Annotated in this window: 14 protein-coding genes; 4 read left to right on the forward strand and 10 right to left on the reverse strand. The window is 52.4% G+C overall.

What is annotated here, in order from left to right:
• Positions 1–4: 4 nt before the first annotated feature.
• The 9 genes from NFR90_RS05190 to pncB all read right to left on the reverse strand — a co-directional run bounded on the left by NFR90_RS05190 (position 5) and on the right by pncB (position 9,880).
• Positions 5–907: a ZIP family metal transporter gene (locus NFR90_RS05190; protein WP_251451185.1), complete on the reverse strand. Its 903-nt coding sequence runs from the start codon at positions 905–907 to the stop codon at positions 5–7.
• A 132-nt stretch (positions 908–1,039) separates the two neighbouring features.
• On the reverse strand, positions 1,040–1,345 hold the full coding sequence (locus tag NFR90_RS05195; RefSeq protein WP_160335119.1) for a septum formation initiator family protein: 306 nt from the start codon (positions 1,343–1,345) through the stop codon (positions 1,040–1,042).
• 5 nt (positions 1,346–1,350) lie between these two features.
• Entirely contained in the window at positions 1,351–2,640 is a 1,290-nt protein-coding gene (eno, locus tag NFR90_RS05200) for a phosphopyruvate hydratase (protein ID WP_160335118.1), read from the reverse strand.
• A gap of 21 nt (positions 2,641–2,661) precedes the next feature.
• Complete coding sequence (kdsA, locus tag NFR90_RS05205) at positions 2,662–3,519, reverse strand: 3-deoxy-8-phosphooctulonate synthase (RefSeq protein WP_251451187.1); 858 nt, start codon at positions 3,517–3,519, stop codon at positions 2,662–2,664.
• A gap of 3 nt (positions 3,520–3,522) precedes the next feature.
• Positions 3,523–5,172: a CTP synthase gene (gene pyrG / locus NFR90_RS05210; RefSeq protein WP_160335116.1), complete on the reverse strand. Its 1,650-nt coding sequence runs from the start codon at positions 5,170–5,172 to the stop codon at positions 3,523–3,525.
• Positions 5,173–5,337: 165 nt separating this feature from the next.
• Positions 5,338–6,255 (reverse strand): cation diffusion facilitator family transporter, encoded by a 918-nt coding sequence (locus tag NFR90_RS05215; RefSeq protein ID WP_160335115.1) that lies wholly within the window; start codon positions 6,253–6,255, stop codon positions 5,338–5,340.
• Positions 6,252–6,947, reverse strand: coding sequence for a hypothetical protein (locus tag NFR90_RS05220; protein ID WP_160335114.1), 696 nt, complete (start codon positions 6,945–6,947; stop codon positions 6,252–6,254). Before NFR90_RS05220 ends, NFR90_RS05215 begins: the two co-directional genes overlap by 4 nt.
• Positions 6,948–7,103: 156 nt before the next feature.
• A complete protein-coding gene (locus NFR90_RS05225; protein WP_251451189.1) occupies positions 7,104–8,522 on the reverse strand; it encodes a sodium:proton antiporter in 1,419 nt (472 codons plus the stop codon).
• 194 nt (positions 8,523–8,716) lie between these two features.
• On the reverse strand, positions 8,717–9,880 hold the full coding sequence (gene pncB, locus NFR90_RS05230) for a nicotinate phosphoribosyltransferase (protein WP_160335112.1): 1,164 nt from the start codon (positions 9,878–9,880) through the stop codon (positions 8,717–8,719).
• Positions 9,881–10,064: 184 nt separating this feature from the next.
• Between pncB and fdxA the strand changes: the two genes are divergently transcribed.
• The 4 genes from fdxA to nth are packed head-to-tail and all read left to right on the forward strand — an operon-like array spanning position 10,065 to position 12,403.
• Positions 10,065–10,400: a ferredoxin FdxA gene (fdxA, locus tag NFR90_RS05235; protein ID WP_160335111.1), complete on the forward strand. Its 336-nt coding sequence runs from the start codon at positions 10,065–10,067 to the stop codon at positions 10,398–10,400.
• The gene (locus NFR90_RS05240; RefSeq protein ID WP_160335110.1) at positions 10,397–11,170 is read left to right on the forward strand and encodes a ferredoxin--NADP reductase; all 774 of its coding nucleotides are present in this window, start codon (positions 10,397–10,399) and stop codon (positions 11,168–11,170) included. The genes fdxA and NFR90_RS05240 overlap by 4 nt, the downstream gene beginning before the upstream one ends.
• The gene (locus NFR90_RS05245; protein WP_251451191.1) at positions 11,163–11,729 is read left to right on the forward strand and encodes an RnfABCDGE type electron transport complex subunit B; all 567 of its coding nucleotides are present in this window, start codon (positions 11,163–11,165) and stop codon (positions 11,727–11,729) included. Before NFR90_RS05240 ends, NFR90_RS05245 begins: the two co-directional genes overlap by 8 nt.
• Positions 11,726–12,403 (forward strand): endonuclease III, encoded by a 678-nt coding sequence (nth, locus tag NFR90_RS05250; RefSeq protein ID WP_160335108.1) that lies wholly within the window; start codon positions 11,726–11,728, stop codon positions 12,401–12,403. The genes NFR90_RS05245 and nth overlap by 4 nt, the downstream gene beginning before the upstream one ends.
• Before the next feature lie 50 nt (positions 12,404–12,453).
• On the opposite strand, the gene NFR90_RS05255 is transcribed toward nth, so the two are convergent.
• Positions 12,454–13,206, reverse strand: a complete 753-nt coding sequence (locus NFR90_RS05255; protein ID WP_251451193.1) for a spermine/spermidine synthase domain-containing protein — start codon at positions 13,204–13,206, stop codon at positions 12,454–12,456.
• Positions 13,207–13,212: the final 6 nt, after the last annotated feature.

Below are 13,212 nucleotides of genomic sequence, written 5' to 3' on the forward strand. Positions count from 1 at the left end.
ATATTTAACCGAGCCCTCGATCCAATACCATCAGCAGACAAAAACCAAACATCAGACCCATCGTCGCGGCGGTCTGATGGCCTCTGCGATGAGTCTCCGGAATCACTTCGTGGAAGACCACAAAGAACATCGCGCCCGCTGACAGCGCTAAACCGAGCGGGTAGGCATAGCCGAGCTGCGCGGTAAGACTGACTCCGAATAAGGCGCCAATCGGCTCCATGAGCCCGGAGAGCACGCCGATCATGACGGCTTTCACACGTGAAATGCTCGTTGTACAGAGCGCAAGAACAACCGCTAGCCCCTCAGGCAGATCCTGCAGAGCGATCGCCGCGGTCAGCGGAACGCCAATCTGCATATCTTCTGCGGCAAATGAAATACCCATCGCCATGCCTTCAGGAACGTTGTGAATAATAATTGCAAGCACAAACAGCCAAATCCCGTCGCGAACCTGGATTTCCGGCCCTTCCACGCCGCTCTCAAAATGCTCATGCGGCGTAATGGCGTTGATGCCCAGCAAAAACACAATGCCGAGAAATATGCCGAATATGACCCACGCCATTGAAAGCCATTCATTGGCAAAAAGCTTATCGCTCGCTTCCAGCGCCGGCATCAAAAGAGAGAAGAAGGCTGCCGCGATCATCATTCCGGCCGCGCTTCCTAACATCAGATCCTCAGTTCGATCCGAAAGCTTGTTCATGAAGAGCCCAGGAATCGAGCCCGCAGCGGTGGCCGCAAACCCGACCATGCCCGCGCCTAAAGCATAGAGCGGCGCTTTCTCGTTGAGAACGAGAATGTCATAGACGGCACTCGCGCAGCTAAAGAAAACAATCAGAAAAAATAAAGCGCAGAAACACGCCCAAAGTTTATGCCTGCGGGCGTAATCTGCAATCGTAAGCGACTGAATCAAAATCTGTCCTCCGAGTTGCTTCAAGCATATTGAATCTCAGAGTCCGTTCGATCCCGAATCGGCTAATCTGAGTACACAAAAAAACGGACTGTCGTCAAAGGCAGTCCGTCTCGCTGAGTCATTAAAGCACTGCTATGGTTTTAACCGAATCAGCACTTCGTTTTCCTTAATCATGTTCAGCCTGCTGCGCGCCCGGCTCTCCATCGCCTGCTCGCCGCCGCGAAGGCTCTCGGCCTCCGCGGAGAGTCGATCAAGCTCTTCTTCGAGCGCTTTGTTGATGCGCTTCTGCTCATCAACCTGGGCACGCAACTCCGCAAGATTCGCGACACTGCCCTTGCCTTTCCAAAGCGGATACTGAATCGCGGCGACTAAGCCGAGAAGCAGAATCGCGAGAAGACGAGGAACAGTCAGATTGACCTTGCGGTTATAGCGTGACATAAATACTAGCGGCGTTTGATGTTGTAGAAGGCGTCAAGGCCCGGATAAACCGCAACTTCGCCAAGCTCTTCTTCAATACGAAGCAGCTGGTTGTACTTGGCCATGCGGTCGCTGCGGGACATTGATCCGGTCTTGATCTGGCCGGCGTTGGTGCCGACGGCGATGTCAGCAATCGTGGAGTCCTCGGTTTCACCGGAACGATGAGAGACAACCGCGGTGTAGCGAGCGCGTTTGGCCATCTCAATCGCTTCAAATGTCTCGGTCAGCGTGCCGATCTGGTTAATCTTGATCAGGATCGAGTTGGCGATGCCGCGTTCAATACCCTCTTTCAGAATCTTGGTGTTGGTCACGTAAAGATCGTCACCGACGAGCTGGATTCTGTCGCCGAGCGCTTCGGTAAGCTTGGCCCAGCCTTCCCAATCGCCTTCAGCCATGCCGTCTTCAATCGAGATGATCGGATACTTGTCGCACCACTCAGTCATCTTCTGAATCCATTCATCAGCTGTGAGCTTCAGGCCCTGTCCCTTCTGGTCATAAATACCGTCGTGGTAGAACTCGCTCGAAGCGCAGTCAAGGCCGAGGAATACGTCTTTGCCGGGCTTGTAACCGGCCGCTTCGATCGCTTCCAGAATAAATTCAATCGCGGCTTCGTGGCTGTCAATGTTGGGTGCAAAACCGCCTTCGTCACCAACCGCTGTGGACATGCCCTTGGCGTTCATAATCTTCTTGAGCGCGTGGAAAATCTCCGCGCCGCAGCGCAGGGCTTCACGGAAAGAAGGCAGACCGGCCGGAATAATCATGAATTCTTGGATGTCCAGGTTGTTGTTGGCGTGCGCGCCGCCGTTCACCACGTTCATCATCGGAACCGGAAGGTTGCAGCCGTTAATGCCGCCGAAATAGCGATAAAGCGGCAGGCCGAGCTCATCAGCCGCGGCTCTGGCGACCGCCAGAGAAACAGCCAGAATCGCGTTGGCGCCGAGACGGGCTTTGTTGGGCGTACCGTCAAGCTCAACCATGAGCTTGTCAATGAGCGCCTGCTCGGTCACTTCAAGACCGAGAATTTCATCACGAATCTCACCGTTGACATGGTCAACCGCGGCTAAAACACCTTTGCCGAGGAAACGGGATTTGTCTCCGTCGCGAAGCTCAATTGCTTCACGGCTGCCGGTGGATGCGCCGCTCGGAACCGCTACGCGGCCAAAGGCGCCGGATTCAAGAATAACTTCCGCTTCAACGGTAGGATTGCCGCGGGAGTCCATTACTTCACGGCCGATTACTTCAACAATTGCACTCATTGATGCCTCTTTGATGTTGGGTTAACGTAATTGATTTTCTAAAAACTGATCACCGGTCTTAACCAGCGTGTCGATCTGCTTGAGCGTGGTCAGAAGCTCTTCCATCTTGTCAAGCGGAACCATGTTCGGACCGTCGCTCTTGGCGCAGCACGGATTCGGATGCGTTTCCATAAAGAAACCGGAAACACCGACCGCGGCGGCCGCTCTCGCAAGCGGCGGAACAAATTCGCGCTTGCCGCCCGAAGAAGTTCCCTGTCCGCCGGGAAGCTGCACGGAATGCGTCGCGTCAAAAATCACCGGCGCATTGCACTCACGCATAATCACCAGACTGCGCATGTCCGCGACTAAATTGCCGTAGCCAAAACTCGCGCCTCTTTCGCAAACCATAAAACGGTCTTCATCCAGGCCGGCTTCTTTGGCAGCGTGACGCGCCTTCAGAACAACCTGCTTCATATCCTGCGGCGCAAGAAACTGACCCTTCTTAATATTGACGGGCTTGCCGCTTCTTGCACACGCGACGATAAAGTCAGTCTGTCGGCATAAAAACGCTGGAGTCTGAAGCAAATCCACAACAGCGGCTGCTTCAGGCACTTCTTCGGCCGTATGCACGTCTGTGACGACGGGAACTCCAATCTGACGGCGAACTTCTTCCAAAATACGCAGACCGTTCTGCATGCCCGGACCTCGGAAACTCAGATCCGAGGAACGGTTCGCTTTGTCATAGCTCGCCTTAAAAATATAGGGAATCCCAAGTTTATCGGTGACTTCCTTCATCTTGCCGGCAATATCAAGAACCAACTGCTCGCTCTCGATGACACAGGGGCCAGCCAGCAAAATAAACGGATGATTCAGACCGACTTCAAAACCGCAAAGCTTCATAAATTATTTCTGATCCTTCTTCTCGTGTTCGTGGTGGTACTTGGCTGCCGCGTTAATGAACGCGTTAAACAGCGGATGACCAAAACGCGGGGTGGAGGTAAATTCCGGATGGAACTGAACACCCATAAAGAAAGAGTGGTCAGGCAGTTCCATAATTTCAGGCAGATTTTCTCCCGGAGTGCGGGCGGAAATCACCATGCCGGCCTTTTCAAACTGATCGCAGTAGGCGTTGTTCACCTCATAGCGATGACGATGACGTTCGGCTACTTCATTGCCGTAAATAGAAGCGGTCAGTGTGCCGGGCTTAACCGGAACGATCTGCTTGCCTAAACGCATTGTACCGCCGAGGTCGCTGTCCTCGCTGCGGCGTTCAATAACACCGGTGTGATCCTTCCATTCGGTGATCAGCGCGACCACAGGATGCGGCGTATCGGCGTCAAGCTCGGTGGAGTTGGCCCTGCCTAAACCGCAGACATTGCGCGCGAATTCAATCACAGCAAGCTGCATGCCCAGACAAATGCCGAGATACGGAATATCATTTTTACGAGCATACTCAATCGCTTTGATCTTGCCTTCAGTGCCGCGCTTGCCGAAGCCGCCCGGAACCAAAATTGCGTCCATGCCCTTGAGGCAGTCAGTACCGTCTTTCTCAAGAATTTCCGCTTCAATAAAGGTCACGTTGACTTTATGACCGGTGTGAATACCGGCGTGAACCAGCGCCTCATTCAGAGACTTGTAGGAATCCTTCAGGTCATACTTTCCGATCATCGCAAGATTGACTTGATCTTTAGGATGCTCCAGACGGTCTACAACCTTGTCCCATGCGGACAGATCCGCCGGCTTCGGGTTGATGTCAAGCGTCTTGCAGACGATGTCGTCAAGTCCCTGCTCATGCAGCATCATCGGGACTTTGTAAATAGTGTCCACGTCCCAAACGGAAATCACGGCGTCCATCGGAACATTGGCAAAAAGAGAAATCTTGGCGCGCTCATCATCCGGAATCTTGCGATCGGCTCGACAAAGCAGCACGTTCGGAATGATGCCGATCTTGCGCAGCTCACCTACAGAATGCTGAGTCGGCTTTGTCTTCAGTTCTCCGGCGCTTGCGATATAGGGCACGAGCGTCAGATGAATGAAACAGGTATTGTTTCTGCCGGCACGCAGCGACAGCTGACGAACCGCTTCAAGGAACGGCAGAGATTCAATGTCGCCCACCGTTCCGCCGATTTCAACCAGCGCGATATCTGGGTCGCCCGCGGCATGCGCGCCGCGCGCAATGAAGTCCTGAATCTCGTTTGTAATGTGCGGAATCACCTGCACGGTCTTGCCCAAATACTCTCCGCGGCGCTCCTTGCGCAGCACGTTGCTGTAAATCTGACCGGTTGTAAAGTTATTGGCCTTGTGCATCTTCGGAGTAATGAAGCGCTCATAGTGACCTAAATCCAGGTCGGTTTCCGCGCCGTCTTCCGTTACGAAGACTTCGCCGTGCTGAAACGGGCTCATCGTGCCCGGGTCAACGTTAATATAAGGATCCATCTTAATGATGGTGACGGTTAGTCCTCTGGACTCCAGGATGGCGGCTAAGGAAGCGGCTGCAATACCTTTCCCCAGTGAAGAAACCACACCGCCTGTAACAAATACATATTTCGTCATCTTATTCTCAGCAGAAAAAAAAAAGAGACGCGCTTCAAGTGAGTTGGCGTAATCCCGCTAATTATAACTTTAGTGTCCTAATTTGTAACCCGCTCGAGGTTCGTTCTGACGGTTTGATACATGTACGCGGACACAAAAAGGGCAAACACGGAGCTACTCAGCGCTTTAATGCGTCTCAGTCTTCGAAGAGGCAGGCTCCGGCTGAAGCGTAATGTGCGAAATACCGTACCGCGTTTCCAGCATTTGACGGCACTGCTCAAGTACTTCCGCCCAAGTGTTCATATCCTCAATCAGCACGTGCGCCGACAACGCTATTTCATTGGGCGTCATATCCCAAATGTGCAGGTCATGCACGGCATACACATTCGGAATCCGTTCAAGATCTGATCCGACCTCCGCGTAAGGAATCCCCTCGGGAACACCGTCTAAAAGCAAATGTACGGAATCACGAAGCACGTGATACGAAGAGTTCAAAATCAGCAGACTCACAAATATCGACAGAATCGGGTCCACAACCGTCGGACCGCCGAAATAAATCACAGCGCCCGCAATAATCGCAGCCACCGAGCCGAGCAAATCTCCAAGCACATGAAGAAGCGCCGCCCGTGTATTCAGACTGTCCTTATCGTGTGAAAGTGTCTTGGCGACCACAATGTTGATAATCAGACCAACCGTCGCCACGATAAACACACTCGCGCCGTTTACGCTCTGCGGATCGGTAAATCGCTCAACCGCTTCAAAAACAATCCAGCCGACTACCCCGAACATCACAATCGCATTGATGAGCGCGGCCAGTACTTCGACCTTGGCCAGACCGAATGAATACTTTCCAGTTGCCGGACGAGCCGCCAGGAGATTCGCCGCCAGCGCAAAAAGCAGCGAAGCCGAATCCGTTACCATGTGACCGGCGTCTGAAATAAGCGCTAGAGAATTGGATAAAAAACCGCCGACCGCTTCAACCAGCGCATAGCCAAGCGTTAAACACACCGCGGCAATAAGCACTTTCTTGGATGTTCCGCCGCCCTGATGGGTATAGCTGCTGTCACCGTGAAAATGCTTGGTAAGCTGACTCTCTAAATTCATGGTTGTTCACTGTTCCCGACCGCCTGCAGCAGCGACAGATCGCTAAGTTTCAGTCGATAGCCGTCAAGGAGCTGTTCCATCAGGCACTTTTCTTCATATTTCGGATACCGGCGCCCTTCTGCCGCTAAAAATTTCTCAATGACTTTTTTAAGCGTTTTTTCGGGCTCATGCCGGTCAAGCTCACGGATGACCGCATCCGTGGTCAGCACGCTTCGTTTCATGAGACCGGTGCCTAAGATGTTAATAATGGTCTCTCTGAAACAGTCAATCTTGTATGACATCGCTCGCTTACGGCTCACCAGCGGAATGAAAATAAAAAACAGGCCCACGCCGATGCTGATCGGAATGGAAACTCGTCCCGCAACCGATTCAGGGATCGACAAAACCGCCAGAAGAACCGCCGCCAAAATAAAGCTTCCGCCCACAATCCACATCATAAACGCGTCTGTCAAATGCTCAAACCGACCCATACGGCTGACGTCAGCCTCTAGCCGGTCAATCTGATTAAGGACATGAACCGCTTCTTTGCGGGAAATCGAAGCTTCCCGAACCAGAGTTCCGATCGGAATCATGTTCAGAAAATCCCACTCCGCTTTGGAGAGCGCCGACGGATTGCGGCTCAGCTGCAGAAAAAGCGCAGCAAGCTTTAATCCGACATCCGAATCCTCTTGATAATAATGGTTGTATGTCATAAACGCGTGTCAACAGAAGTGTGCCGCATATGCAGTACTTATCTTCGTGAATCTTAACAAATCGAATGCGCCGTCAGTGACTTGCCGCACCGTTTTGCACGCAAAAAAACAGGTCTGACACAAGCGCATCAGACCCGTTTGGAATTCAGGCGGAAATTACATTAGGAAAATGTAAGTCAGCACCAGGAAGATCGGTACCAAAATACCGTAGGACCAGGCCACGAAGCCGAAGAAACTCGGCATACGGACACCCCGGTTCTGAACGATACTGACCACCATGAAGTTCGGAGCGTTGCCGATGTAGGTCATCGCGCCCATAAACACCGCGCCCATGGAAATCGCCATCAGGGTATGCGCTCCGCCGGTCATCAGGAAAGTCGGATCATTGCCGGCAAGATTGAAGAACGCGAGATAGGTCGGCGCGTTATCAAGGAAGCTGGAAAGCATGCCGGTGAGCCAGAAGTAAGCCGCATTGATGGGCTGTCCGTTCGCGTCGGAAACTAGAGCAACAACCGGAGCAAACGCGCCGGAAGAACCCGCTCTCAGCATCTCAAGCACCGGCACAATCGTCACGAAAATGCCGAAGAAGAGCTTGCCGACTTCCAAAATCGGCTCCCATGAGAACTGGTTCGCGTCTCTGTATTCTTTCTTCGTCAAAACCAGAGAAAGAATCGCGGCGAGCACAAAAATGCCGTCACGTACTAAAGACTCAAGCTTGAAGTGGTTGCCGAGAAATTCATACTCGACACCGCTCTTCCAGAAACCGGAAAGAAGGACCGCGCCGATAATCAGAGCCAGAAGAACAAAGTTCACAACACCTTCAAAACCAACCGGAATATTGCCGGCGGGCTTCTTCAGCTCTTCGTTGTCTTTGAGCTCTTTGCGGTACAGGTAGCTGTCAAGCAGGAAGTAAATAACCAGGAGCATACCGACCGCAAGTCCGGTCACTTCCCATAAGTGCTGAGCGGTCCAGAAGAATGTGACGCCTCTCAGGAAGCCTAAGAAAAGCGGAGGATCGCCGAGCGGAGTCAGAGAACCGGCAATATTGGCGACAATGAAAATAAAGAAAATATAGGTATGCATCTGATAGCGTCTCATGCGGTTGGCAGAGAGCAGCGGACGAATCAGAAGCATCGCGGCGCCGGTTGTGCCCATGAAGTTTGCGAGAACCGCGCCCGTCAGAAGAAATGTTGTGTTGAGCTTCGGTTTGCCGACAAAAGATCCCTTCAGATGAATACCGCCCGCAACAATGTAGAGCGAGCCCACAAAGATAATAAAGGGAACGTAATCGCCGAGCAGTGCGTGCGCTAATGCGTGAATACTGGTGTCGGAACCGTAAAACACAAACAGCGGAACCGCCGAAAGAATGGCCCAGCCAAGCGCGATCTTGCCGTAGTTCTTATGCCAGAAATGGGCAAAAAGCAAAGGTCCGAGGGCGATACTTAAAAGAATTCCCGCAAAAGGAATTGCCCAGCAAAGGGAAAGCTCACTGCCCGGAAGCGCCGCATTCGCCGTCATCGGCAAAAACGCGCCCAGAGCAGCCGCGAGCACAGCCCCTATCGATTTGTTGATCATTATTTTCCTTTAAAAAATGCTGCCCACGATCCCATCAGTCGGTCCGTGCTTTTGCCAACTGAAAAGTCCCGTCGAGCTTAACGATCGAATAAAAAAGGACAACCCCCGCGTCTGTCGCACAAACGCGGGAGAAAAAATCTTCTTATTCAAGAAATAAGCACGAAGTCTATCAAATTTTACTCTGCGGCATTAATTTATCGCATGTTGAAAACGCTTTTCAGATAGTTCAAATACGACTCGTCTTCGCACATGCTCTTTCCGGGCGAATCTGAAACTTTCGCCACCGGCTGATCATTGCAGCGCACAAGTTTCAGCACATTCTGTAGCGCGGGCACCCCGACGTCATTGACAAGATTGGTTCCAATACCAAAACCCACCCGAATTCTTCCGTTAAAGCGTTCATACAGACTGATCGTTTTAGGAATATTCAGCATGTCGGAAAAGATCAGGGTCTTTGTACGCGGGTCACAGCGATTTTTCTTATAGTGCTCAATAATTCGCTCGCCCCACTGATAAGGATCGCCCGAATCATGGCGCGCTCCGTCAAAGAGCTTGCAGAAGTACATATCAAAATCCGAGAGGAACGCGTCAATGCCGTACACATCGGAAAGTGCGATACCCAAGTCTCCCCGGTACTCCTTAGCCCACATTTCAAAGGCGTACTTCTGAGAGTCTCTCAGACGAGGACCGAGCGCCTGACAGGCCTGTAAATATTCATGCGCCATCGTGCCAAGCGGCGTGAGCCCCTCGGTCATCGCGAAATACACATTGCTTGTGCCGGTAAACTGCAGCCCCATCTGATCACGCATCGTACAGATCACTTCTTTCTGCCACTCTTTAGAAAAGCGCCGTCTTGTTCCGTACTCGGAAATGCCCAAACCCGGATGTTTTTTTACATCCGCAATCTTCTGCGCAAGACGCTCGCGACCCAGCGTGAAGTCGGTATCGGGATAGAATTTGCGGTAGTAGCACTCGCAGACAATCGCCAGTACCGGAATTTCAAACATGATGGTATGCAGCCACGGGCCTCGTACTCGGATCTCAATATCAGTATCGCTGCCCTCGGCGCGTGTCACGCTTACCGCGCTGCGCTTCAAATGAAAGAGTTCGAGGAAATCGACAAAATCACTTTTGATGAACCTCAGACTTCTCAGATAATCCAGTTCTTCGCGGCGGAAATGAAGCGCGCATAAATGATCAAGCTCTTCGTTGATCGGACCGATCACGGCCTGCAGATCCGTCCCTTCATTGCGGCATTTGAATTTATATTCAACCTGAGCCGCAGGAAACTGATGCAGCACGCACTGCATCATGGTGAATTTGTATAAGTCTGTGTCCAACAGTGAATCAATAACCACGAGGTCACTCCAATCAGGTGAATTGAAATCTTCTAAAGTGAGTATAGGACACTGAGGCTTGGCTTTTTCTAATTGACTGAAGAGATGTTGCCTACTATTGGAAATACTCCGATTTTGACGCCCTCAAAAGTTTTAAAATACCAGGTTTGACTATTAATGAACAAAGAACAAACGGAGTTACTGAATGGCACATGTTGTGACCGAACCCTGCATCCTTTGCAAGTACACCGACTGTGTGGACGTCTGCCCGGTTGACTGCTTCCGCGAAGGTCCGAACTTCCTCGTAATCGATCCGGATGAATGCATTGACTGCGCGGTCTGCATTCCGGAATGCCCGACCAACGCGATTATGGCTGAAGAGGATGTTCCTGAAGATCAGCAGGAATTTATCGCCCTGAACGCGGAACTTGCCCGAGTATGGCCTTCCATTACTCGTATGAAACCGCACACCGACGAAGCGGAAAAATGGAGAGACGTGCTCGATAAACGTCAGTACCTGAAGAAGGAACTCGACGAGTGAGCGCAGAACGCATCCAAATCCGCCTTCTGGAAAGACGCGAATGGCGCAAGGGCCTTGTGTCCCTGCGCTTTGAAAAACCGAGAGACTTCACATTTAAGCCCGGTCAGTTCGTACGCCTCGGCATAACGACAGCCGACGGACAATACAGCGCCAGAGCTTATTCCATGGTCTCTCTGCCCGAGGATAATTTCCTCGAATTCTTTATCGTGGAAGTTCAGGGCGGCACTGTCTCCCCGCTTCTTGTTTCGCTTAAAGCGGGAAGCTCAGTATGGCTTGAACCCGACCTCTTCGGGAGCATGCTCCCTGAGAGACTGCCTGCGGGCGAAAGCCTGTGGTGCCTGAGTTCAGGTACTGGTCTGGCGCCTTTTCTCAGTATCCTTCGCGAGGAAAGCACTTGGCTCAAGTGGCGTAAAACCGTACTGGTGCACTCAGTCCGCTGCAGCGAAGACCTTGCCTACACTCAGCTAATTGAAAAAATCCGGACCGACTCTTCTTTGGCCGGCGCTAACGAGCGTGAGCTTATCTATATCCCGATCGTCACGCGTGAGGCAACGCAGTTCCTCTCTCAGCGCATCCCGAAACTTATCGTCGGCGGAGAGCTCGAAGACGCCGCCGCGCTGAAACTCGATCCTCAGAATGCCCGCGTCCTTTTATGCGGCAACCCCGATATGATCAAAGAAACCCGAGCCATCCTGAAAGACAAAGGCTTTAAAGCGCCCCGTCGCACCGAGCCCGGCAGCCTTCTCGCGGAAAACCTCTGGAATGACTAATCCTGTCGATATCGAAGCGATCCTGCCGCAGACGCAATGCCGTCAGTGCGGCTATAAAGACTGCGCCGATTACGCCCGCGCGATCGCCGGCGGAGAAAAACACAACCGCTGCCCTGCGGGCGGAGACGCCGTCATTTATCGTCTCTCCCAATTGCTCGGCCGGGAAGTACTCCCGCTCGACGAAACCTGCGGCCGACACGTTCCTCCCGAAATCGCCGAGATCGATCTCAAGCGCTGCATCGGCTGCACGCTGTGCGTGGCCGCATGCCCGACCGAAGCGATTATCGGCGCGCCTAAGCACCTGCACATGGTCGACGCCGATCGCTGCAACGGTTGCTGCCTCTGTCAGCTCGCCTGCCCTGTCGACTGTATCCGCATGATTGAGGTTCCAAGAGCGTGGACGGAAGATCTTGCTCAGCGCTCCCGTAGCAACTACCTCAGGGGCAAAGCGCGCAAGGAAGAACGCCGTCGCCTTGAAGAGGAACGCCTCAACTCAAAGAGCCAAAAAGATAAAAAGGATTTTCTGGCGGCTCTTCTCAAGCGCAAACGAAACAAATGAACCCGCAAAAAAGACTGGAAATCCTGCAGCGCCTGCAGGCTGACAACCCAAACCCGAAAAGCGAACTCGAGTACTCGTCTCCCTTTGAACTGCTGATCGCGGTTGTTCTTTCCGCGCAGGCAACCGATAAAAGCGTCAACGAAGCAACCCGAGTACTGTTTCCGCTTGCCAACACACCGGAAAAAATTCTTGAACTCGGCGCGGATAATTTTCTGGAAATCGTCCGTCACATCGGACTTTTCCGCAGCAAAACCAAAAACGTCATGCAGCTGTGTCAGGAACTGATCGACAAATACGACAGCCGGGTGCCGGAAGACTTCGAAGCCTTGGTCGCTCTGCCGGGTGTGGGCCGCAAAACCGCCAGTGTCGTGATGAACGTCGCATTTAATCATCCGCTCATCGCCGTGGACACGCACGTTTTTCGAGTCGCCAACCGCACCGGTTACGCAAAGGGAAAAACACCGGAAGAAATTCAGAAAAAAATGGAGCGCTACACCCCGCTGCCGTACCGCGTCGACGCGCACCACTGGTTTATTCTTCTCGGCCGCTACATCTGCAAGGCAAGAAGCCCGGAGTGCTGGAAATGCTGCATCAATGATCTTTGCGAGTACAAAGAAAAAGTTCTGGTAAAGCCGGAGAAAAAGAAAGTTAAAAAAATGATTCCCGGGACCTAAATGAGTTCCTGTAAGCCGCCGTTAAACGGGCGGCTTTTTTGTCTCGTACCCTAAAAAACAATATCGCCTTTGAAATTGTTCTCTTTGCGCAGCATCTTTAAAAGTTTCTTTGCGGGGATCTTGCGCGAAGCGGTCAGCTCAGCCGCCCTCTGATCCAGAAGCTCCGCGGGATAAGTCTCTTTAGGACCGTTCTTTGCAAGAATAATGCGGTTGCCCTCCGCGACCTCCGGCATCACCAGCACTTGCCCGTTAAACGCTTCAGAGATCGCGTCAAGACTCTTCGTGAAATCCTCTCCTCCGAACACGTTGTAGCTGGAAACGCCTCCGTCCCGAAGCGCCTTTCGGCACAGCCGATAAAAGGGCACGTCGTTGTAAACCGGCCCCCACGCCTCTGCGTCGTAAATATCCGTAAGCAGCCAGTCCGCGCTCTTTTGCGCGCCGACCAGATACTTTTTGCAGTCTTCAAAAATCGTCTCCAGATGATCGTCGTCATCGGGCATCTTGAACCACATGCGCGAGGCCATGTAGACCTCTTCAGCGATCTCTACCACACGCGTCTTCGCCTCGGGAAAGTACTTCCATGTGTATTTGGCCAGACCGCCGGCACCCAGCCCAAGCTGCAGAATCTCTTTAGGTTCCGGCACAAACAGCATCAGCGCCATCATCGACTGCTGATAATCCAGCGCGAGCTGATACGGACGATTAATTCGCATGCCGCCCTGAATCCACTCCGTACCGAAATGCAGGAATCGAAAACCGCCAAGTTCGGAAAAATCAACCGGTGTTTTTTTGCGTCTGGACATATCGAA

Source organism: Parasutterella muris, assembly GCF_943193095.1.
Lineage (GTDB): Bacteria > Pseudomonadota > Gammaproteobacteria > Burkholderiales > Burkholderiaceae_F > Parasutterella > Parasutterella muris.